Source organism: Streptomyces sp. SLBN-8D4 (genome assembly GCF_049739545.1).
Lineage (GTDB): Bacteria > Actinomycetota > Actinomycetes > Streptomycetales > Streptomycetaceae > Streptomyces > Streptomyces canus_C.
In genome coordinates this window covers 6,593,745-6,613,937 of record NZ_JBMGQC010000001.1, presented here as the reverse complement: position 1 = coordinate 6,613,937, position 20,193 = coordinate 6,593,745, and the positions used below count along the sequence as shown (strand labels likewise).

At 71.7% G+C, this 20,193-nt stretch carries 20 protein-coding genes; 13 read left to right on the top strand and 7 right to left on the bottom strand.

The genetic code is table 11. From position 1 onward, the window contains the following. Positions 1-128: 128 nt before the first annotated feature. Positions 129-2,231, top strand: coding sequence for a molybdopterin oxidoreductase family protein (locus RKD20_RS29955; RefSeq protein ID WP_424880413.1), 2,103 nt, complete (start codon positions 129-131; stop codon positions 2,229-2,231). Here RKD20_RS29955 and RKD20_RS29950 read toward each other — a convergent pair. After that, positions 2,191-2,652 (bottom strand): gamma-glutamylcyclotransferase family protein, encoded by a 462-nt coding sequence (locus RKD20_RS29950; protein WP_424880412.1) that lies wholly within the window; start codon positions 2,650-2,652, stop codon positions 2,191-2,193. The genes RKD20_RS29955 and RKD20_RS29950 overlap by 41 nt on opposite strands. A 137-nt stretch (positions 2,653-2,789) precedes the next feature. Between RKD20_RS29950 and RKD20_RS29945 the strand changes: the two genes are divergently transcribed. Together RKD20_RS29945 and RKD20_RS29940 are read left to right on the top strand one after the other, a co-directional pair. Then, positions 2,790-4,445: a M4 family metallopeptidase gene (locus RKD20_RS29945; protein WP_424880411.1), complete on the top strand. Its 1,656-nt coding sequence runs from the start codon at positions 2,790-2,792 to the stop codon at positions 4,443-4,445. A 115-nt stretch (positions 4,446-4,560) separates the two neighbouring features. Beyond that, a complete protein-coding gene (locus RKD20_RS29940) occupies positions 4,561-4,755 on the top strand; it encodes a hypothetical protein (protein ID WP_424880410.1) in 195 nt (64 codons plus the stop codon). A 39-nt stretch (positions 4,756-4,794) separates the two neighbouring features. On the opposite strand, the gene RKD20_RS29935 is transcribed toward RKD20_RS29940, so the two are convergent. Further along, positions 4,795-5,223, bottom strand: a complete 429-nt coding sequence (locus RKD20_RS29935; protein ID WP_424883359.1) for a VOC family protein — start codon at positions 5,221-5,223, stop codon at positions 4,795-4,797. Between the two features lie 43 nt (positions 5,224-5,266). Further along, positions 5,267-5,848 carry an NADPH-dependent FMN reductase gene (locus RKD20_RS29930; protein WP_424880409.1) on the bottom strand — a complete coding sequence of 194 codons (582 nt, stop codon included), beginning with the start codon at positions 5,846-5,848 and terminating at the stop codon, positions 5,267-5,269. Positions 5,849-6,126: 278 nt separating this feature from the next. On the opposite strand from RKD20_RS29930, the gene RKD20_RS29925 reads away from it, so the two are divergent. Continuing rightward, positions 6,127-6,648 carry a hypothetical protein gene (locus RKD20_RS29925; RefSeq protein ID WP_424880408.1) on the top strand — a complete coding sequence of 174 codons (522 nt, stop codon included), beginning with the start codon at positions 6,127-6,129 and terminating at the stop codon, positions 6,646-6,648. Between the two features lie 112 nt (positions 6,649-6,760). Continuing rightward, the gene (locus RKD20_RS29920) at positions 6,761-7,387 is read left to right on the top strand and encodes a class F sortase (protein WP_424880407.1); all 627 of its coding nucleotides are present in this window, start codon (positions 6,761-6,763) and stop codon (positions 7,385-7,387) included. Here RKD20_RS29920 and cpt read toward each other — a convergent pair. Continuing rightward, a complete protein-coding gene (cpt, locus tag RKD20_RS29915) occupies positions 7,371-7,916 on the bottom strand; it encodes a chloramphenicol phosphotransferase CPT (protein ID WP_424880406.1) in 546 nt (181 codons plus the stop codon). The genes RKD20_RS29920 and cpt overlap by 17 nt on opposite strands. A gap of 371 nt (positions 7,917-8,287) precedes the next feature. Here cpt and RKD20_RS29910 point away from each other — a divergent pair, with 371 nt between their 5' ends. From RKD20_RS29910 to RKD20_RS29885, 6 genes are all read left to right on the top strand, one after another. Continuing rightward, positions 8,288-9,499, top strand: coding sequence for an NAD(P)/FAD-dependent oxidoreductase (locus tag RKD20_RS29910; protein WP_424880405.1), 1,212 nt, complete (start codon positions 8,288-8,290; stop codon positions 9,497-9,499). Further along, positions 9,499-12,102: a nitrite reductase large subunit NirB gene (gene nirB / locus RKD20_RS29905; protein WP_424880404.1), complete on the top strand. Its 2,604-nt coding sequence runs from the start codon at positions 9,499-9,501 to the stop codon at positions 12,100-12,102. The genes RKD20_RS29910 and nirB overlap by 1 nt, the downstream gene beginning before the upstream one ends. Further along, a complete protein-coding gene (gene nirD / locus RKD20_RS29900; RefSeq protein WP_424880403.1) occupies positions 12,099-12,449 on the top strand; it encodes a nitrite reductase small subunit NirD in 351 nt (116 codons plus the stop codon). Before nirB ends, nirD begins: the two co-directional genes overlap by 4 nt. A 46-nt stretch (positions 12,450-12,495) precedes the next feature. Continuing rightward, positions 12,496-13,080, top strand: a complete 585-nt coding sequence (locus tag RKD20_RS29895) for a TetR/AcrR family transcriptional regulator (RefSeq protein WP_424880402.1) — start codon at positions 12,496-12,498, stop codon at positions 13,078-13,080. A 114-nt stretch (positions 13,081-13,194) separates the two neighbouring features. Next, positions 13,195-13,983: an SDR family NAD(P)-dependent oxidoreductase gene (locus RKD20_RS29890; RefSeq protein ID WP_424880401.1), complete on the top strand. Its 789-nt coding sequence runs from the start codon at positions 13,195-13,197 to the stop codon at positions 13,981-13,983. A gap of 56 nt (positions 13,984-14,039) precedes the next feature. Beyond that, entirely contained in the window at positions 14,040-14,690 is a 651-nt protein-coding gene (locus RKD20_RS29885) for a LysE family translocator (RefSeq protein WP_424880400.1), read from the top strand. 37 nt (positions 14,691-14,727) lie between these two features. Here the strand turns inward: RKD20_RS29885 and RKD20_RS29880 are convergent, their stop codons facing one another. Further along, positions 14,728-15,654, bottom strand: coding sequence for an oxidoreductase (locus RKD20_RS29880; protein WP_424880399.1), 927 nt, complete (start codon positions 15,652-15,654; stop codon positions 14,728-14,730). A gap of 227 nt (positions 15,655-15,881) precedes the next feature. Here RKD20_RS29880 and RKD20_RS29875 point away from each other — a divergent pair, with 227 nt between their 5' ends. Beyond that, entirely contained in the window at positions 15,882-16,304 is a 423-nt protein-coding gene (locus tag RKD20_RS29875; protein ID WP_424880398.1) for an excalibur calcium-binding domain-containing protein, read from the top strand. A 48-nt stretch (positions 16,305-16,352) separates the two neighbouring features. Here RKD20_RS29875 and RKD20_RS29870 read toward each other — a convergent pair whose 3' ends face one another. Continuing rightward, positions 16,353-16,793 carry a VOC family protein gene (locus RKD20_RS29870; RefSeq protein WP_424880397.1) on the bottom strand — a complete coding sequence of 147 codons (441 nt, stop codon included), beginning with the start codon at positions 16,791-16,793 and terminating at the stop codon, positions 16,353-16,355. Positions 16,794-16,960: 167 nt separating this feature from the next. Here RKD20_RS29870 and RKD20_RS29865 point away from each other — a divergent pair, with 167 nt between their 5' ends. Further along, entirely contained in the window at positions 16,961-17,245 is a 285-nt protein-coding gene (locus RKD20_RS29865) for a hypothetical protein (RefSeq protein ID WP_424880396.1), read from the top strand. A gap of 147 nt (positions 17,246-17,392) precedes the next feature. Here the strand turns inward: RKD20_RS29865 and ppdK are convergent, their stop codons facing one another. Next, complete coding sequence (ppdK, locus tag RKD20_RS29860) at positions 17,393-20,113, bottom strand: pyruvate, phosphate dikinase (RefSeq protein WP_424880395.1); 2,721 nt, start codon at positions 20,111-20,113, stop codon at positions 17,393-17,395. Between the last annotated feature and the right edge of the window lie 80 nt (positions 20,114-20,193).

The following is a 20,193-nucleotide window of genomic DNA, read 5'->3' as shown; positions in this document are numbered from 1 at the left end:
GCGGCGGCGACTGTCAGGTGGGCACGTGCGTGCCTCACCGTTTCAGGGCGCCGATCGGGAGGTCGCCGTCTTGGGCGCGTAACAAAGGGTCGTCCCCGGCGTAACACGGCCGACGCACGCTGAGGAGCATGCCGAACTCCGTGACGCCCACGCACTGCCCGTACTGCGCCCTGCAGTGCGGCATGAACCTGACCCCCGCTCCGGACGGGACCGTCGAGGTGAGCGAGCGCGCGGATTTCCCGGTGAACCGGGGCGCGCTGTGCGGCAAGGGCCGTACGGCGCCCGCGGTGCTCTCGTCCCGGGTGCGCCTGACCTCCCCGTTGGTGCGCTCCGGGGGCACGCTGGTGCCCGCGACCTGGGACGAGGCCCTGGACCGGATCGCCGGGGAGTTGTCCCGCACGCGCACGGAGCATGGCCCGGACGCGTGCGGGGTCTTCGGCGGGGGCGGCCTCACCAACGAGAAGGCGTACACGCTCGGCAAGTTCGCCCGGGTCGTCCTCGGCACCTCGCAGATCGACTACAACGGGCGCTTCTGCATGTCGTCCGCGGCGGCCGGCGGCATGAAGGCCTTCGGTCTGGACCGCGGGCTGCCGTTCCCGCTGGAGGACATCCCGAAGTCCGGCTGTGTGATCCTGGTCGGCTCGAATCCCGCCGAGACCATGCCGCCGTCCCTGCGGTTCTTCACCGAACTGCGGGAGAACGGCGGCACGTTGATCGTCGTCGACCCGCGCCGCACCAAGACGGCCGAGCAGGCCGACCTGCATCTGATGCCCCGCCCCGGCACGGACCTGGCTCTCGCGCTCGGGCTGCTGCACCTGGTGGTGGCGGAAGGCCGCACGGACGAGGCGTACATCGCCGAGCGCACGGTCGGCTGGGAGGACGCGCGGGCCGCCGCGATGGCCCACTGGCCGGAGTACGTGGAACGGATCACCGGTGTGCCGGTGCCCCAACTGCGGGAGACCGTACGGCTGTTCTGCGAGCCCGAGTCCGCGATGGTGCTCACCGCGCGCGGGCCCGAGCAGCAGTCCAAGGGCACCGACACGGTGAGCGCGTGGATCAACCTGTGCCTGGCGACCGGGCGGGCGGGACGGCCGTTCAGCGGGTACGGCTGTCTGACCGGGCAGGGCAACGGGCAGGGCGGGCGCGAACACGGCCAGAAGGCCGACCAGTTGCCCGGCTACCGCAAGCTGGACGACCCGGCGGCGCGGGCGCATGTCGCCGAGGTGTGGGGCGTGGACCCCGACTCGCTGCCCGGACCGGGGCGCAGCGCCTACGAGTTGCTCGACGCGCTCGGCACGGACATCAGGTCGCTGCTGCTGATGGGGTCCAACCCGGTGGTGTCGGCGCCGCACGCCGCGCACATCGAGGAGCGCATCAAGTCCCTTGATTTCCTGGCGGTTTGTGACGTCGTCCTGTCGGAGACCGCGGCCCTCGCGGACGTCGTACTGCCGGTGACTCAGTGGGCCGAGGAGACGGGCACGACGACCAACCTGGAGGGCCGGGTGCTGCTGCGCCGGCGGGCGATCACCCCGCCGGACGGCATCCGCAGCGACCTGGAGGTCATGCACGAACTCGCCGACCGCCTCGGGGTGGAGAAGGGCTTCCCGACCGACCCCGAGGAGGTCTTCGAGGAGCTGCGCCGGGCGAGCGCGGGCGGTCCGGCCGACTACTCCGGGATCACCTACCGGCGGCTGGCCGAGGAGAACGGGATGTTCTGGCCCTGCCCGATGCCGGAGAAGGACGTACCGGCCGGTGCTGAGGACGTGCACCCCGGCACCCCGCGCCTCTTCCTGGACCGCTTCGCCACCCCCGACGGCCGCGCCCGCTTCGTCCCCGTCTCGCACCGGGCGATCGCCGAGGAGCCCGACGAGGAGTACCCGGTGCTGCTGACGACCGGCCGGGTCGTGGCCCAGTACCAGTCCGGCGCGCAGACCCGCCGCGTGGACGAGCTGAACGCCGCCGCGCCGGGCCCGTTCGTGGAGCTGCACCCGCGGCTCGCGGAGCGGCTGGGGGCGGCCGAGGGCGACCCGGTGGCCGTGGTCTCGCGGCGCGGGCGGGCCGTGGCACCGGCCCGCATCACGCTCGGCATCCGCCCGGACACGGTCTTCATGCCCTTCCACTGGTACGGCGAGGGCCGCGCCAACACCCTCACCAACCCGGCCCTCGACCCGACGTCACGGATGCCGGAGTTCAAGGCGTGCGCGGTGCGCTTGGAGACGGTGGAGCGGTAGGTCGCCCGAGCAGCCAGTCGCCGCTCTCGATGAGCCTGCCGCGGGCGCGCAGGCGGGCGGCGACGGATGGTGCCGCCACATAGACCCAGGCGCGCACGGGCGTGCCGTCGGCGGTGCGGATCACCTCGCGGGCGACCCGTTCGTACAGGTTGCGCGGGTCCCCGGGGCGGTACTCCTCCAACTCGTCGAGGGCGGCGAGCAGTTCGGCGTAGGCCTCGGCCCGCGGGGTGACGAGTTCCCCCGCGACCGTTCCGCCGGCCCCCTCGACGGCGTACGGGTAGCCGGGGCCGTCGTACAACAGCGCGCCGGGGAGTCGGCCCGGCTCCTCGGAGTGGATGCGGCCGCGCAGGAAGAGGTCGTGGTTGGCCTCGCCGGGGCGGAGGGTGCCGTAGACGAAGAAGGGGCGTCTCGCGGGGGTCACAGAAACGATTCTCTCCTCTCACATACCTGCACGTGACGCGGTATGGACACGGCTTGTCATGGCCTCTTAAATCATCGTCAACGTCCTCGCGCCCCCACCCCCCCACGCGCCCAGTTGGCGCCTTTCAGAGGAGACCGATGAGTCGGATACGGCCGTACGTCCGAGGTGCCCGTTCCCGTCGTCTTGCCACCGCCGGAGTCGCCGCCACCGCCGCCACTCTGCTGGCCGCCGCCCTCTCCCCCGCCGCCGGTGCGGCGGCCAGACCCACCAGGGCCACCGCGCTCGAGAACGCCGCGTCGGTCCTGGCCGACCACGCCTCGGCGCTGGGGCTCGGCTCGGCGCAGCACACGAAGGTCCGGGACGTGATCGTCGACCGCGACGGCACCCAGCACGTCCGCTACGACCGCACGTACCGCCAACTGCCCGTGCTGGGCGGTGACTTCGTGGTCCACCTGACGCCGGGCGGGGCGTACAAGGGCTCCTCGCGCGCCACGAGGAGCGCGCTATCCCTCTCCAGCGTCACCCCGGAACTGTCCGCCCCGAAGGCGGCCGACCTCGCGGCGAACGCCCTCAAGGCGGCCAACCTCGGCGAGACGCTGAAGAAGCTGACGGCCAAGCCTCGGCTGGTCGTCGACGCGCTGCACGGGGCGCCGAAGCTGGCCTGGCAGACCGACGCCGCGGCGCAGGACTCGCTCGGCAACCCGGTCGCGCGCACGGTCCTCACGGACGCCCGCACGGGTACGCAGATCGACGCGTGGGACAGCATCGAGCAGGCGGCCGGCGACGGGAAGTCGCTGTACAGCGGGACGGTCGGGCTGGAGACGACGCAGTCGGGGTCGACGTACCAGCTCAAGGACGCGACGCGCGGAAACACGTACACGGGCGACGCGGCCGACAAGACCGACCTGTGCTTCCTGAACATCTGCATCAGCCGGGCGCCCGCGACCCTGTTCACCGACGCCGACAACCACTGGGGCACGGGGGCGAGTGCGGACCGGGCCACGGCGGCGGTGGACGCGCAGTACGGCACCGACGTCACCTGGGACTACTACAAGAACGTCCACGGGCGGAACGGGATCGGCGGGGACGGCAAGGGCTCGTACAACCGCGTCCACTACGGGAACAAGTACAACAACGCGTTCTGGGACGACAGTTGTTTCTGCATGACGTACGGCGACGGTGACGGGACGCAGTTCGGCCCGCTGGTGTCGCTGGACGTGGCGGGCCACGAGATGTCCCACGGTGTGACGTCGAAGACGGCGGCGCTGACGTACTCGGGCGAGTCGGGCGGGCTCAACGAGGCGACCTCCGACATCTTCGGCACGCTGGTGGAGTTCTACGCGGGCAACTCCTCGGACGCCGGCGACTACCTGATCGGCGAGAAGATCGTCCGCTCCGGCTTCGGACGGGACGCCCTGCGCTACATGGACAAGCCCTCCAAGGACGGCAACTCGGCGGACTCCTGGAGCAGTTCGGTCGGCAACCTCGACGTCCACTACTCCTCCGGCGTGGCCAACCACTTCGCGTACCTGCTGGCGGAGGGCAGCGGCGCCAAGACCGTCAACGGCGTCAGCTACAACTCCCCCACCTCCAACGGCTCCACGGTCACCGGCATCGGCCGCGCCAAGCTGGGCGCCATCTGGTACCGGGCGCTGACGGTCTACATGACGTCCTCCACGAACTACGCGGGAGCGCGCACGGCCACCCTGAACGCGGCGAAGGACCTGTACGGCGCGGGCAGCACCGAGTACAACGCGGTGGGGGCGGCCTGGAGCGCGGTGAACGTGAACTGACGTCCACGGAACGCCGGATGCGCGACACGGCCGCCTCGGGGTTCCGGGGCGGCCGTACCCGTGCGAGGAGGGGGCCACCGTCGCCACCGGGTGCGGGCTGCGGGTGCCGTACGCCATGACCTCGCCGCGACCGGACCGGGTGACGTGCCTGGCCTGCCGCGAGCACGCCCGGTCCGAGCATCTGCGCTTCGCCGACGACATCGAGCGGCTGGGCGCCCTGCCGGGATCGTCCGTCACCCCCGCCGACGCCAGGCGGGCCGCCGAGCGTCATCGCGCGCTCGCCGAGGAGTTCTCCGGTTCACAGGGCTGACGCGGTCCTGAGTCGGTCGGCGGGGTGCGCCCAGTGGACCTAGCCGAAGTCCGGCAGCGTCACCGTGCCGTCCTCCGCGAGCGGGAAGCCCGGGTTGTACGCCACCTCCCAGGCGTGGCCGTCCGGGTCCGTGAAGGCGCTGGAGTAGAAGCCGATCTCGTTCACCGCGGCCGGTTTGGTGACGGTGCCGCCCGCCTCCGCCACGGTCGCGAGGAGGGCGTCGACCTCCGCCCGCGAGCGGACGTTGTGCGCGAGGGCGATACCCCCGAAGCCGTGCGCCGGCCCCGGCTCCAGTCCGCAGTCCTTCGCGAGCTCGTCCCGGCTCCACAGGACCAGGCCGAGGCCGCCCGCCTGGAAGAAGACCGTCTCCTCGACCTCCTGGCCGCGCCAGCCCAGGGCCTCGTAGAAGGCCTTGGAGCGGGCGAGGTCCGAGACGCCCAGGGTGATCAGGGTGATGCGCTGTTCCATGCCCATCACCGCACGGTAGTCCGAGGAGCCGGGCACCGGCACCTCACCGGGCGTAGGGCATCACCGCCCTGCCCTCCCTCAGCACCCTCCCCCACCACACCAACTGGTCCAGCATCGTCTTCGCCGCCGCGTCCGGGCCCGAGGGGTCCTTCAGGCGGCCGTCGGCGAACGAGCCTCCCGCGTTGTGGAAGCTCACGGTGTCCCGGACCGTCACGGCGTGGAGTTCGGCGAAGACCTGGCGGAGGTGCTCCACGGCGCGCAGGCCGCCGGAGATGCCGCCGTAGGAGACGAGGGCCACCGGCTTGGCCTGCCACTCCGTGAAGTGCCAGTCGACCAGGTTCTTCAGGCCGGCCGGGTAGGAGTGGTTGTACTCGGGGGTGAGGACGACGAAGGCGTCCGCCGAGGCGAGTTTGGGCGTCACCGAGGCGAGGGCGGCGGTCGTCTCGGGGGTCGGGGCCATGGACATGGGCAGGTCGGCCCCGGCCACGTCCACGACGTCCGGGACCAGGTCCTCCCGGTCGCGGAGACGGTCGAGGAGCCAGTCGGCCACGACGGGGCCGAAGCGGCCGTGGCGGTTGCTGCCGATGACCAGGGTGACCTTGAGAGGTGCGGTGTCTGTCTGCATGCAGGACAGCCTGGTACCTCGACCAAAGTTGAGGTCAAGCACGGATCGCGGACCCCGGGGTCACCCGTTCACACCCGCGCCCCGCGTCCTTCGGGTTCTCTTCCGCTACCTGCCCGCCGTACGCCGATGACCTGCTGAAACTCCGGCCGACCCGGCGCGGGGCACAGCGATCTGACACCCGTTCACCGCAATTCTGACGCCCTCTCAGGAAGCGGGCTCGGCCCACTGCCACTTACCTCGAAGGCACAGGGACTCATCCGAGAGCTCGAAGGAGCACCATGCGCCCCACCACCCGCCTGCTGACCGGCAGCGCGCTCGCCGTCGCCGCCGCGGGTCTCGTCTGCGCGCCCGCGTACGCCGGGGACACGGACGGGCTCGAGGTGTTCCCGTCCTCCGTGGTGCCGGGTGCGCAGGTCACCGTGAACACGGTGGCGTGCGGGGACGGCGGCACGGCGGCGGGGGACGCCAGCGCGGTGGGCGCGGGCGCCTTCACGCTGGCGCCCAGCACGCACGAGGGTGACGCGATCGGGCAGTTCCGGGTGCCGCCGAGCGCGCAGCCGGGGACGTACGAGATCGTCGCGACCTGCGCGAAGGGCGGCCGGCGGGTGACCGGTGACCTGGTGGTCGCGCTGACGTCCCAGCGTCAGCCGGTGCATCCCAGAGGAAGTGTCAAGACGGGGGTCGGTGGCGCTCTTGGCCCCGATCCCGTACAGACCGCGGCCGGCGTGGCGGCACTCGCCGTCGCCGCCGCGGGCGGTACCTGGCTCCTGCATCGCCGGGCGAGAGGCGACGGGATCTGACGGACACCCTCCGCTGTCCGTCCGCCGGTACCGCATGTCCCCTCCCCCTCCGGGTCCGACGCCCCTCGCGGCCCGGAGGGGGACGGGCAGTCCGGCCGTAGAGGAGGTACCTGTGCGCAACCGCAGCTTCGGCAACACCGCCATAGCGGGCGTCACCGTGGTGGCCCTGTGCACCGGCGCGTGGCTGCTGCGCAGCGGCGCCGAGACGCACGCCCCGCCGCAGCCGTCCGCCGCCCAGGCGCGCACGGCGGGCGACAGCGGGCGGGCCGCCGCGCCCGCGCTGCCGCCGTCCCCGCCCGACCGCGTCCGCATCCCCGCGATCCGTGTGGACGCGCCCCTGATGGCCCTGGCCCTCACCGCGGGCGGCAGCCTCGATGTGCCGCCGGCCTCGAAGAAGAACCTCGCCGGCTGGTACGAGGCGGGCACCGTCCCCGGTGAGACGGGCACCGCGATCGTCGCCGGGCACGTCGACAACGCCGAGGGCCCCGCCGTCTTCTACGACCTCGGTGCCCTGCGCAAGGGCAGCGCGATCGAGGTGGACCGGCGCGACGGAAGCGTCGCGGTGTTCACGGTGGACGCGGTCGAGGTGTACGACGCGAAGAACTTCCCCGACGAGAAGGTGTACGGGGCCGCGAAGAGGCCCGAGCTGCGGGTGATCACCTGCGGTGGCGGCTACTCGCGCTCGACCGGTTACCAGGGCAACGTGGTGGTGTTCGCGCACCTCACGGGGAGCCGCTGACGACCGCCTCGGCGATGGCGCGCGCGCAGTCCAGGGACTCGGTGCGGGTGGTGTCGACCTCGATGTCGTAGACCACGCCCTGGTGGACGATCTCCGCCTGCTTCTCGGCCATCCCCCGGGCCCGGTCGCCCCGGACGATCTCCCGGCCCGCGGCGACGGCGGGCTCACAGCGCACGCCGACCCACAGCACGTCGAGTCCGTCCAGCGACTTGCGCCACCGTTCCTGCGAGTGCGTACCGCCCAGGAACACGTCGTCGACGATCACCCGGGCTCCCGCCCAGGCCGTCGCGGCGACCCCCGCCCGCCAGGCCGCCTCCAGACGTGTGAACTCCTCCCCGACGCTCACGCCGCCGTCCGCCGCGAACTCGATGCCCGAGCCGGAGGACCGGAGGGCGGCGGGCAGCGAGTCGACGAACCCGTCGATCCCGAAGGCCAGCCACGGGTCCGGCAGGACCGCCTGAAGACACCGCACGATGCCGGACTTGCCGGAACTGGAACCGCCGTTGAGCACGATCACCTGAGTCGTCACGGCGCCACCGTAACGTCAGGGGAGTCACTGGTCGTACGCAATATTCGCGTCCGGCGCGGAGGCCGGACCCGAAGGGTGCGCCGAGGCCCGGGCCGCCGGCCACGGCGTCCACCCAGTCGGCCGCGAACGCGGTGAGGCGCAGGACGACGGCCATGGTCAGTGACAGGTCGGGCATGCTCGTGCCCCCGCGGGACGGCGTCCGTGCAGGTTGCACCCACCTGGGCGGTGTCCGGGGCCCGCGTCCTCACAGCGCGCCCCCGACCCCCGTGCCGAACCCTCACACCCACCCCCGGTCCCAGCTGAGGGCAGCGTTCCTCGCGGGAAACAGAGGTGATGCGGTCGGGTAACACCCGCAACGCACGCTCCTGGACATGACCTCGAATACGCGTGTGGTGGTGATCGGCGCCGGGCTCGCGGGCGTCCGGCTCGCCCGGCGGCTCGGAGAGCTCGGCACGCCCGTGACGCTGATCGGCGAGGAGGAGCACCGCCCGTACAACCGGGTGCTCCTCGCCGAGGTGCTGGCCGGGCGGTACACCCCCGACGTGATCGCGCTCCCGGCGCCGGCCGCGCTGACCCGTGCCCGGGTCACCGGCATCGACCGCGGGGCACGGACCGTCGAGTACGCGGACGGTTCGAAGATCGCCTACGACACGCTGGTCCTGGCCACCGGCTCCAACCCCGTCCTGCCACCGCTGCGCGGCCTGTTCACCCCCGACCACGTGCTGCCGGAGGGCGTCCACGCCTTCCGCACCATGGACGACTGCCTGGGTCTGTCCGCGGCGGTCCGGCCGGGGGTGAAGGCGGTCGTGATCGGCGGCGGGCTCCTCGGGGTCTCCGCGGCCCGCGCGCTCGCCCAGCGCGGTGCCCAGGTCATGCTGGCCCAGCAGTCCGAGCGGCTGATGGAGCGCCAGCTCGACCCGAGCGCGTCCAAGCTCGTCCGGCGCCACCTCGGGGACCTCGGCGTCGAGGTCCACACCGACCTGCGCGTGCGGGACGTGCGCTGTGTCGGCGGCGCGGTCCGCTCGGTCGAGATGGCCGACGGTTACGCCCTGGACGCCGAGATCGTGGTCCTGGCCTGCGGGGTCCACCCGCGTGTCGGTCTCGCGCAGACCGCGGGCCTGGAGGTGCGCAAGGGCATCGTCGTGGACGACGAACTGCGCACGTCCGACCCGCACATCCACGCCATCGGCGACTGCGCCCAGCACGACGGCAATGTCTACGGCCTCGCCACCCCGGCACTCGAACAGGCAGACGCACTTGCCGAGTTGCTGGCCGGAAGGACGAACGCCCGTTACACCGGCACCCGTTCGCTGACCCGGCTCACGCTCGCCGGGCAGACCGCCTTCGACCTGGCCGCGTTCGGCGAGACCGAGGCGCTCCCGGGCGACGACGTCGTCCAGCTCACGGACGCCACCCGCGGCACCTACCGCAAGGTCGTCGTCCGCGACGACCGCCTGGTCGGCGGGGTCCTCGTCGGCGAACTCGGCACCGTCGGCGCGCTCGCCCGCGCCTGGGAGGGAGCAGAGCCGCTCCCCGACAACGGCCCGCTGCTCCACCTGCTCACCAACGACGGAGGCTCCTGATGACCGCCACCCCGGAGGCCACGGAGGCCACCCCCACGATCGTCCTCGTCGGCCACGGCATGGTCGGCCAGCGCTTCCTCGAAGCCCTCGCCGAGCGGGGCATGACCGCCACGCACCGCGTGGTCGTGCTGTGCGAGGAGCCGCGTCCCGCGTACGACCGCGTCGCGCTCACCTCGTACTTCTCGGGGAAGACGCCCGAGGAACTCTCCCTGACGGACATGGGGTTCATCGACACGCACGGCATCGAGCTGTACGTCGGCGACCCGGCCGTGACGATCGACCGCGAGGCGAAGATGGTCACCGCGAAGTCCGGGCAGGTGTTCGCGTACGAGACCCTCGTCCTCGCCACCGGCTCCTACCCCTTCGTGCCGCCGGTCCCGAACAAGGACGCCGAGGGCTGTTTCGTCTACCGCACGATCGAGGACCTCCTCGCCATCGAGGAGTACGCGAAGACCCGCACCACCGGCGCGGTGGTCGGCGGCGGTCTGCTCGGTCTGGAGGCGGCCGGTGCCCTGAAGGGGCTCGGACTGACCTCGCACATCGTGGAGTTCGCGCCCCGGCTGATGCCGGTGCAGGTCGACGACGGCGGTGGCGCGGCGCTGCTGCGCACCATCGAGGAGATGGGCCTGAGCGTCCACACGGGCGTCGGCACGCAGGAGATCGTGGTCGACGAGGACGGCGCCGTCACCGGTATGAAGCTGTCCGACGGCAGCGAACTCGCCACCGGCCTGGTGGTGTTCAGCGCCGGTGTCCGCCCTCGCGACCAGCTGGCCCGCGACTGCGGTCTGACGGTCGGCGAGCGCGGCGGCATCACCGTCGACGCGCAGTGCCGTACGGTCGCCGACCCGCACGTGTTCGCGATCGGCGAGTGCGCGCTGGCCGCCGACGGCCGGGTGTACGGCCTGGTGGCCCCCGGCTATGAGCAGGCCGAGACGGCGGCGGCGACCATCGCCTCCGACGAGGCCGCCTTCCTGGGCGCCGACCTGTCCACCAAGCTGAAGCTGCTCGGCGTGGACGTGGCCTCCTTCGGTGACGCGCACGGCGCCACCGCGGACTGCCTGGACGTCGTCTACTCCGACTCCCGCGCGGGTCTGTACAAGAAGCTGGTCATCGGCCGGGACGGCACGCTGCTCGGCGGCATCCTGGTGGGCGACGCGGAGGCGTACGGCACGCTGAAGGCGTTCACCGGTTCGGTCCCGCCGGTCAAGCCCGAGTCGCTGGTGCTGCCGGCCGGTGCCGGGGAGTCGGTCCAGCTCGGCCCGACCGCGCTGCCGGACGACGCGATCATCTGCTCCTGCAACAACGTCCGCAAGGGCACGATCCGTGGAGCGGTCACCGAGCACAACTGCACCACCGTGCCCGAGGTGAAGAAGTGCACCAAGGCCGGTACCACGTGCGGCAGTTGCGTCAAGGTGCTGGGCCAGCTGGTCACCGCCGAGCTGGAGGCGTCCGGCGTCGAGGTCGACAAGGGCCTGTGCGGCTGCTTCTCGCAGACCCGCGAGGAGCTGTACGAGATCGTCCTCGCCCTGCGCATCAACACCTACCAGGAGCTGCTGGACCGCTACGGCCGCGACGGCGCCCGGGGCGGTGACGGCTGCGAGGTCTGCAAGCCGGCCGTCGGCTCGATCATCGCCTCCCTCGCCCCGACGATCGGCGCGAGCGGCTATGTCCTGGACGGCGAGCAGGCGGCCCTGCAGGACTCCAACGACCACTTCCTCGCCAACATCCAGAAGAACGGCTCCTACTCGGTCGTGCCGCGCATCCCCGGCGGTGAGATCACCCCCGAGGGCCTCATTGTGATCGGCGAGATCGCCCGCGACTTCGGCCTCTACACGAAGATCACCGGCGGTCAGCGGATCGACATGTTCGGCGCCCGCGTCGAACAACTGCCCCTCATCTGGACGCGGTTGGTGGACGCCGGCTTCGAGTCCGGGCACGCCTACGGCAAGTCCCTGCGCACGGTGAAGTCCTGCGTCGGCCAGACCTGGTGCCGCTACGGCGTCCAGGACTCGGTCCGCATGGCGATCGATCTGGAGCTGCGCTACCGGGGGCTCAGGTCGCCCCACAAGCTCAAGTCGGCGGTCTCCGGCTGCGCCCGCGAGTGCGCCGAGGCCCAGTCGAAGGACTTCGGCGTCATCGCCACCTCCAACGGCTGGAACCTCTACGTCGGCGGCAACGGCGGCGCGACCCCGCGCCACGCGGACCTGCTCGCCCAGGACCTCACCGACGCCGAACTGATCAAGCTCATCGACCGGTTCCTGATGTTCTACATCCGCACCGCGGACCGCCTGGAGCGCACCTCGACCTGGCTGGAGCGCATCCCCGGCGGCCTGGACCACGTCCGTGACGTGGTCGTGGAGGACTCCCTCGGCATCTGCGAGGAACTGGAGTCCCTGATGACGGCCCACGTCGCGCACTACGCCGACGAGTGGGCGACCACCATCAACGACCCGGAGAAGCTCGCCCGGTTCGTGTCCTTCGTGAACGCCCCGGACACCCCCGACCCGGTCGTGGGCTTCGTCCCCGAGCGCGAGCAGATCAAGCCCGACCTGCCGCTGCTGACCATCGGCCACCGTCCCCTGGAAGGAAGCGCCCAGCGATGACCCTGGCACCCGAGACCACCGACCTGAAGGTCGAACTCCAGCTGAACGGCGACTGGTTCGCGGTCTGCGAGCTGGCCCGGCTGCTCCCCGGCCGGGGAGTGGCGGCCCTGCTGCCCGACGGACGGCAGGCGGCCCTGTTCCGCGACCGCGCGGGCCAGTTGTACGCCGTCGACAACCGCGACCCCTTCGGCGGCGCGGCGGTCCTCTCCCGCGGCCTGACGGGCACCCACCAGGGGCGCCCGTTCGTGGCCTCGCCGCTTCTGAAGCAGCGGTTCGACCTGGAGACCGGGCAGTGCCTGGACGACGAGTCGGTGCGGATCGCCACGTACGAGGTGCGGGCGGCGTAACGAGGTTTCTTGACCGATCGTTCTCGATGGTCCTAGTCTCGCGTTCATGGCCAGGACCAAGGAGTTCGACCCCGAGGCCGCGCTGCAGGCAGCTCTGGAGCTGTTCTGGCGGCGCGGCTACGAGGCGACGTCGATGTCCGACCTGGTGGCACACCTCGGCATCGGACGGGCCAGCATCTACGCGACCTTCGGCAGCAAGCACGAGCTGTATCTGAGGGCGCTGGAGCGCTACCAGGAGTCCTGTGACCCGCAGCTGCTTCGGGAGCTGTCGCAGCCGGGCCCGGCGCTGCCGTCCGTGCGGGCGGTGGTCCGCCGTTTCGCGGCGGAGTCGGCCGACGCGGGCCGCCGCCTGAGCGGCTGTTTCGTGGTCAACACGGCCGCCGAACTCGCCGCGCACGACCCGGCCGCGGCCCGGCGGGTCGAGCACAGCTGGGACCACATCGAGACCCTGCTGCACTCGGCACTGGTCCGCGCGCAGGCGCAGGGCGAACTGCCGGCGGACCGCGATCCGCTGACCCTCGCCCGCATGCTGCTGGTGCTGCTCCAGGGACTGCGGGTCGTCGGCAAGGCGTCCGCGGACCCCGGCAGGGTGCGGGACGCGGCGGAACAGGCGTTGGCGTTGCTCGACTGAACCACTCGGGGCGGGCGGCGCCCTTTTCTTTTGCGGCCGTTCTTTGCCGCCATTCCTCTGTCGCCATACTTCTGTCGCCATACTGAACCGATCGGTCAAGAATCAGGGGAGATCATGACGCGTTTCATCGGCAGGACCGCTCTCGTCACCGGCGCGGGATCGGGGATCGGCCGTGCCGTCGCCCTGGCGTTGGCGGCGGAGGGCGCGCACGTGGTCGCGGCCGGACGCAGGCGGGAGCCGCTGACGGAGACCGTCCGGCTGATCGAGGAGGCGGGCGGCAAGGCGCTCGCGGTGACCGCGGACGTCTCGCGGGCCGCCGAGATCCAGGCCGTCGTGGATGCCGCCGTCGACCTCCCCCACCCTTCGGGCGGGGGGACCCCCATCGGCTCGCTCGACGTGGCCGTCAACAACGCGGGCGTGTTCCGGGGCGGGCAGCCCCTGGCCGACCTGTCGTCGGCCGACTGGCGGGAGCAGCTCGACATCAACCTCACCGGGGTCTTCCTGGCGCTCCGGGCCGAGATCCGCCAGATGCGCTCGCAGCCCTCCGGCGGCGCGATCGTGAACATCGCCTCCACCTTCGGCGCCCACACCCGGGCCCCCGGCGCCACCGGGTACGCCGCCACCAAGGCGGCCGTCTCCGCCCTCACCCGGGGCGCGGCCCTGGACCACATCCGCGACGGCGTCCGGATCAACGCGGTCAGTCCCGGCGCGGTGGACACCCCGATGTCCCTGCGCGCCGGCGAGACCGAGGCGGACCGCGCCGACCGCGCGAAGGCCACCCTCCCCCTGGGCCGGGTCTCGGCCACGTCCGAGATCGCCGCCGCCGTCCTGTACCTGGCCTCGGACGACGCCTCCTCGGTGGTGGGCACCGATCTGGTGGTGGACAGCGGGGCGACGGCCTGAGCGTGCGCCGCGAAAATCGGCTGGAGAGGGAAAGGGCCAGGTGCTTGCATGGGGGCATGGTTCCCACCGACCGTCTCCTCGCCTTCGCGGCCATGTCGTTCCTGCTGATCGTGGTCCCCGGACCCAGCGTGCTGTTCGTGATCGGCCGGGCGCTCGCACAGGGCCGGCGTGCCGCCCTGACCACGGTGGCCGGGAACACGGTCGGCGCCTACGTCCTGGTCCTCGCCGTGGCGTTCGGGGTCGGCTCGGTCGTGGAGCGCTCGGTGCTGGTCTTCACCACGCTGAAGCTCGCCGGTGCCGCCTACCTCGTCTACCTGGGCGTCAAGGCGTGGCGCGGGCGCGGGTCGCTGCGTGCGGTGTTCGCCGAGGACGTGTCGGCGGCCGCGGCGGGGCACGGCGGTCTGCGTACGTTCTGGGAGGGGTTCGCGGTCGGTGTGACCAACCCCAAGACGATCGTGTTCTTCGCCGCGGTACTGCCGCAGTTCGTGGACCGCGGCCAGGGCGGGGTGGCCGCGCAGATGCTGCTGCTCGGGCTGGTGTTCAACGTCATCGCGCTGGTCTCCGACGCCGTGTGGGGGCTGGTCGCGGCGACCGCGCGGGGCTGGTTCGCCCGCTCACCGCGCCGCCTCTCCGCGGTGGGCGGGGTCGGCGGACTGACCATGATCGGCCTGGGTGTGACGGTGGCGGTGACCGGCCGGAAGGACTGAGGGACCGGGGGTCGAGGGGACCGCAGGGACCCAGGAGTCAGACCTTCGGGACGCCGTACGCCACCCCCGTGAGCTCTTCCGAGGCGTCCCAAAGGAGTGAGGCCGCCCGGTCGTCGCGGGTCCAGGGGGCCCGCCAGGAGGAGGCCGGGGACCCGCGCCACCCCGCCAGGGACGGGCCGGTGAAGGAGTCGGGCGGCACCTCGGGGGCGGTGGCCGCGTAGAGGGTGGGGAGGGCCCCCGCCTCAGCGGACTGGGCGAAGAAGCGGTTGCCGACCCGCATGAAGCGTTCCGCTGCCCTGCGCCCGGCCATCTTCGCTCCCGCCGTCTGGAGGTTGGTGGCCGCGTACCCGGGGTGCGCCGCCGCGGCGGTCACGTCCGCGCCGTGGGCCGCCAGCCTGCGGGCCAGTTCGTGGACGAAGAGCAGGTTGGCGGTCTTGGAGCGGGCGTAGGCGACCCAACGCCGGTAGCGGCGCTCGCTGTTGAGGTCGTCGATGTCGATGTTGGCCAACGCGTGCGCCGTGCTGGAGACGGCCACGACGCGGGCGGCGGGGGTCGCGAGGATCGTCGGCAGCAGCAGGCCGGTCAGCGCGAAGTGGCCCAGGTGGTTCACCCCGAACTGCGTCTCGAACCCGTCCGCGGTCGTGCCGTACGGCAGCGCCATCACGCCCGCGTTGTCGACCAGCAGGTCGAGGCGGTCGTAGGGATACGTCGCCGCGAACTCCCTTACGGAGGCCAGGTCTCCGAGGTCCAGCCGGACGAACTCCGCGTCCGCACCCGGCACTTCGCCGACCAGTCGGTCCCGGGCCCCGACGCCCCGCGCCTCGCTCCGACAGGCGAGCAGCACGCGGGCGCCCCGACGGGCGAGTTCCCGCGCGGTGACGTACCCGATGCCGCTGTTGGCCCCGGTGACCACGGCCACGCGCCCGCTCTGGTCGGGGACGTCCTGGGCACTCCAGCCTGACATGGCGGGGCTCCCTCCGCAGACGGGGTGGGTCCAGCGTACGAGCGCGGCCACCGGATTCACCCAGCTCGTGCCGCCGCCGACGCGGACTTGCGGAGAGTTACCCTCCGGTCACGTCACGTTCGCATCACGGGTTCCTCATGTCGCCGACAGCGCATCCGCGCCTCACTAGGTTCGTCACCTCATATCCGGCTGATCGCCACTTCTTGATCACGCGCACGGATATCACCATGAACCTGGAGGGACCTGCTGTGAACCTGCTCCGCAAGCCCGGCGCCATCGTCGTCGCCGCGCTGGCGCTGGCCGTGCTGCCGGGCGCGGCCTCGGCACACGACGGTGACCACCCGTTCGAGAACTGCACCGAGGCGTACGCCGCCGGATACGCGAACATCCCCGAGGGCGACGAGCACTACGGCAGCCATCTCGACCGGGACGGCGACGGCATCGGCTGCGACCGGCCGCCCACGGACTTCAAGGCCCACGACGACCAGGCGGCGGCACCGGCCGGGGACACCGGCAAGAAGGGCACGCACCTCGCCGAGACCGGCGGCGGTGGCGACACCACCGTGTACCTCGCCGCCGCCGGCTCGGCCGTTCTGCTCACCGGCGGTGCGCTGGTGGCGTCGGCACGCAGGCGCCGCGCCGAGCGCTGAGGCGCGGGCACTCCCGGAATCCGGGGCGCGCGGCCCGGTCCCTCGTTCTCAGCCCAGTTGCTCGGCCAGTCCGACGATGACGCCCTCCGGGCCGCGGACGTAGCAGAGCAGATAGCTGTCCGCGAACCGGGCGATCCCGCCGAGGAGTTCGGCTCCGTGAGGGCGCAGGCGGGCGACGGTGTCCTCGATGTCGTCGACGGCGAACATGACGCGGTGCGTGCCCAGGATGTTGTGCGGCCGGTTGCGCGGCTCGGTGCCGATCGCCGCGGGGCTGCGGTACTTCGCCAGCTCGAGCCTGCTGTGACCGTCCGGGGTCCGGACCATCGCGATGTCGCAGTGGACGCCGTCGAGTCCGGTGCACTGGTCGGCGACAGGGCCCTCGACCTCGGCCCTGCCCTCCAGCTCCATACCGAGTTCCACGAAGAACGCGACAGCGGCGTCCAGGTCCTCGACGACGATGCCGACGTTGTCCATCCGCTGAATCGCCATGGCGGTCTCTCCCTCTTCCCGGTGCGGCCGGTGGTGGCCGCCGATGCCCCTGGGACGGAGCCGACCGAACGTTCTCGACATCCGCAGCACGGGTGGTCCGGTGAACCTCCCGGGCCCGGTCCACGTCTTCCCGCGCGACCATCCCCGCACGCGCAGGAGAACAGACCGTGACCAAGGACATCGAGCAGGCCGACGAGCGGGGTGACGGCCCCGGGCCCTGGTGGGCCGACCTCGGGACGTGGGGGGCCATCGCACTGATCGCCCTGGGGGCTCTCGCGGCCGCGTGGGTCTACTTCCGGCTGCCCGGCACCCCGGAGGAACTGGCGGTCGGCTACTACCAGTCCGCGAGGATCATCGCCATCGGCTTGGTGATCGTGGGATGCACCCTGCTGGGCCGCCGTCGCGACAGGGCCGCGGCCACAGAGGAGCCAGAGGAGCCGGAACGCGCCTGACAGCCGATGCACGAGAGGGCGGCACCCCCGCACAGGGTGCCGCCCTCTCTTCGTGCTCCGGAACCGCCGCCCATCGGATGAGGGTCGGGGACGGACAGCGGTTCCGGGGTCCCCATGGCCGTAGCCGTGGCCGTGGCCGTCGGTGGCCTACCGGTGGTCGCTTCCGTTCGCCGTGATCGCCGCGCGCCCCGCCTCAAGACGGGCGACCGGGATGCGGAACGGGGAGCAGGAGACGTAGTCCAGACCCACCTCGTGGAAGAAGTGGACCGACTCCGGGTCGCCGCCGTGCTCGCCGCAGACGCCGAGCTTGAGGTCCGGGCGGGTCCTGCGCCCCGCCTCCGCGGCCAGCTTCACCAGGGAGCCGACGCCGTCCTTGTCGATCGTCTCGAACGGCGACACCCCGAAGATGCCCTTCTCCAGGTAGGCGGTGAAGAAGGAGGCCTCCACGTCGTCCCGGCTGAAGCCCCACACCGTCTGGGTGAGGTCGTTCGTGCCGAAGGAGAAGAACTCCGCCGCCTCCGCGATCTGCCCGGCGGTCAGCGCGGCGCGCGGCAGCTCGATCATCGTGCCGATCGACAGCTTCAGCTCCACGCCCGTCGCCGCCTCGACCTCCGCGACGACCTGGTCGGCCTCCTCGCGGACGATCTCCAGCTCCTGGACGGTGCCGACGAGCGGGATCATGATCTCCGCGCGCGGGTCGCCCTTGGCGTTCTTGCGCTCGGCCGCGGCCTCGGCGATCGCGCGGACCTGCATGGTGAACAGGCCGGGGATGACCAGACCGAGGCGCACTCCGCGCAGGCCCAGCATCGGGTTCTGCTCGTGGAGGCGGTGCACGGCCTGCAGGAGACGCAGCTCGTTCTCGTGCGGCTCCTGGCGGGACTCCGCGAGGGCCACGCGGACCGACAGCTCGGTGATGTCGGGGAGGAACTCGTGCAGCGGCGGGTCCAGGAGGCGGACCGTCACCGGCAGGCCGTCCATCGCCGAGAAGAGCTCCACGAAGTCCTTCTTCTGGAGCGGGAGCAGCGCCTTCAGCGACTCCTCGCGCTCGTCCTCCGTGTCGGCCAGGATGAGCCGCTCGACCAGCTCACGGCGGTCGCCGAGGAACATGTGCTCGGTACGGCACAGCCCGATGCCCTGCGCGCCGAAGCGACGGGCGCGCAGCGCGTCCTCGGCGTTGTCCGCGTTGGCACGGACCCGCAGCCGGCGCTTGCGGTCCGCGAACGCCATGATCCGGTGCACGGCCTCGACCAGCTCGTCGGCGTCGTTGGCGCCCGCGTGCATCCGGCCCTCGAAGTACTCCACGACGGGAGACGGGACGACCGGAACCTCGCCCAGGTAGACCTTGCCGGACGACCCGTCGATGGAGATCAGGTCGCCCTCCTCCACGACATGCCCGCCCGGAACCGTCATCCGGCGCCGCTTGGTGTCGACCTCCAGCTCCTCGGCGCCGCAGACACAGGTCTTGCCCATGCCGCGCGCGACGACGGCCGCGTGGGAGGTCTTGCCGCCCCGGGAGGTCAGGATGCCCTCGGCCGCGATCATGCCATCCAGGTCGTCGGGGTTGGTCTCCCGGCGGACCAGGATGACCTTCTCGCCCGAACGGGACCACTTGACGGCGGTGTACGAGTCGAAGACCGCCTTGCCGACGGCCGCGCCCGGCGAGGCCGCGATGCCCCGGCCGACCTGCGCGACCTTGGTGTTCTCGTCGAAGCGCGGGAACATCAGCTGGGCCAGCTGGGCGCCGGTGACGCGCTGGAGCGCCTCGGCCTCGTCGATCAGGCCCTGGTCGACCAGCTGGGTGGCGATCCGGAAGGCCGCGCCCGCCGTGCGCTTGCCGACCCGGGTCTGGAGCATCCACAGCTGACCGCGCTCGATGGTGAACTCGATGTCGCAGAGGTCCTTGTAGTGGTTCTCCAGCGTCTCCATGATCTGCATCAGCTGGTCGTACGACTTCTTGTCGATCTGCTCCAGCTCCGCGAGCGGGACGGTGTTGCGGATGCCCGCGACGACGTCCTCGCCCTGGGCGTTCTGGAGGTAGTCGCCGTAGACGCCCTGGTGGCCGGAGGCGGGGTCGCGGGTGAAGGCGACGCCGGTGCCGGAGTCGGGGCCGAGGTTGCCGAAGACCATCGAGCAGACGTTGACCGCGGTGCCCAGGTCGCCGGGGATGCGCTCCTGGCGGCGGTAGAGCTTGGCGCGGTCGGTGTTCCAGGAGTCGAAGACCGCGTGGATGGCGAGGTCCATCTGCTCGCGCGCGTCCTGCGGGAAGTCCCGGCCGGCCTCCTTCTTGACGATCTTCTTGAAGGCGGTGACGAGCTTCTTGAGGTCGGCGGCCTCCAAGTCGGTGTCGACCGAGACCTTCTTGGCCTCCTTGGCCTTCTCCAGAGCCTCCTCGAAGAGGTCGCCGTCGACGCCGAGGACGGTCTTGCCGAACATCTGGATGAGGCGCCGGTAGGAGTCCCAGGCGAAGCGGTCGTCGCCGGCCTGCTTGGCGAGACCCTGGACCGACTTGTCGGAGAGGCCGATGTTCAGGACCGTGTCCATCATTCCCGGCATGGAGAACTTCGCGCCCGAGCGGACCGAGACCAGCAGCGGGTCGTCGGCCTGGCCGAGCTTCTTGCCCATGCGCTGCTCCAGCGCGTCGAGGTGCGCACTCACCTCGTCACGCAGTGCCGCCGGCTCCTCGCCGCTCTCCAGGTAGACCTTGCAGGCTTCGGTCGTGATGGTGAAGCCGGGGGGAACGGGGAGTCCCAGGTTGGTCATCTCGGCGAGGTTCGCGCCCTTGCCACCCAGGAGGTCCTTGAGGTCCTTGTTTCCCTCGGTGAAGTCGTAGACGAACTTCGCTACGTGGGGTTCTTTGTTTTCCGACACGGGTCTCGACTCCCTCGAGGACGCGGTGGCTGCCCTGACGGCGAGGAACATACCCAGATCGAAGGCGTCTGGGTACGTCT

What these genes read in the sequence shown, in the direction of transcription:
- RKD20_RS29885 (WP_424880400.1), top strand. Translation starts at nt 14,040, where the DNA reads ATGGTTCCCACCGACCGTCTCCTCGCCTTCGCGGCCATGTCGTTCCTG.
- RKD20_RS29945 (WP_424880411.1), top strand. Translation starts at nt 2,790, where the DNA reads ATGAGTCGGATACGGCCGTACGTCCGAGGTGCCCGTTCCCGTCGTCTT.
- nirB (WP_424880404.1), top strand. Translation starts at nt 9,499, where the DNA reads ATGACCGCCACCCCGGAGGCCACGGAGGCCACCCCCACGATCGTCCTC.
- RKD20_RS29925 (WP_424880408.1), top strand. Translation starts at nt 6,127, where the DNA reads ATGCGCCCCACCACCCGCCTGCTGACCGGCAGCGCGCTCGCCGTCGCC.
- RKD20_RS29910 (WP_424880405.1), top strand. Translation starts at nt 8,288, where the DNA reads ATGACCTCGAATACGCGTGTGGTGGTGATCGGCGCCGGGCTCGCGGGC.
- RKD20_RS29890 (WP_424880401.1), top strand. Translation starts at nt 13,195, where the DNA reads ATGACGCGTTTCATCGGCAGGACCGCTCTCGTCACCGGCGCGGGATCG.
- RKD20_RS29875 (WP_424880398.1), top strand. Translation starts at nt 15,882, where the DNA reads ATGAACCTGGAGGGACCTGCTGTGAACCTGCTCCGCAAGCCCGGCGCC.
- RKD20_RS29895 (WP_424880402.1), top strand. Translation starts at nt 12,496, where the DNA reads ATGGCCAGGACCAAGGAGTTCGACCCCGAGGCCGCGCTGCAGGCAGCT.
- RKD20_RS29870 (WP_424880397.1), bottom strand. Translation starts at nt 16,793, where the DNA reads ATGGCGATTCAGCGGATGGACAACGTCGGCATCGTCGTCGAGGACCTG.
- RKD20_RS29940 (WP_424880410.1), top strand. Translation starts at nt 4,561, where the DNA reads ATGACCTCGCCGCGACCGGACCGGGTGACGTGCCTGGCCTGCCGCGAG.
- RKD20_RS29880 (WP_424880399.1), bottom strand. Translation starts at nt 15,654, where the DNA reads ATGTCAGGCTGGAGTGCCCAGGACGTCCCCGACCAGAGCGGGCGCGTG.
- RKD20_RS29955 (WP_424880413.1), top strand. Translation starts at nt 129, where the DNA reads ATGCCGAACTCCGTGACGCCCACGCACTGCCCGTACTGCGCCCTGCAG.
- RKD20_RS29935 (WP_424883359.1), bottom strand. Translation starts at nt 5,223, where the DNA reads ATGGAACAGCGCATCACCCTGATCACCCTGGGCGTCTCGGACCTCGCC.
- nirD (WP_424880403.1), top strand. Translation starts at nt 12,099, where the DNA reads ATGACCCTGGCACCCGAGACCACCGACCTGAAGGTCGAACTCCAGCTG.
- RKD20_RS29930 (WP_424880409.1), bottom strand. Translation starts at nt 5,848, where the DNA reads ATGCAGACAGACACCGCACCTCTCAAGGTCACCCTGGTCATCGGCAGC.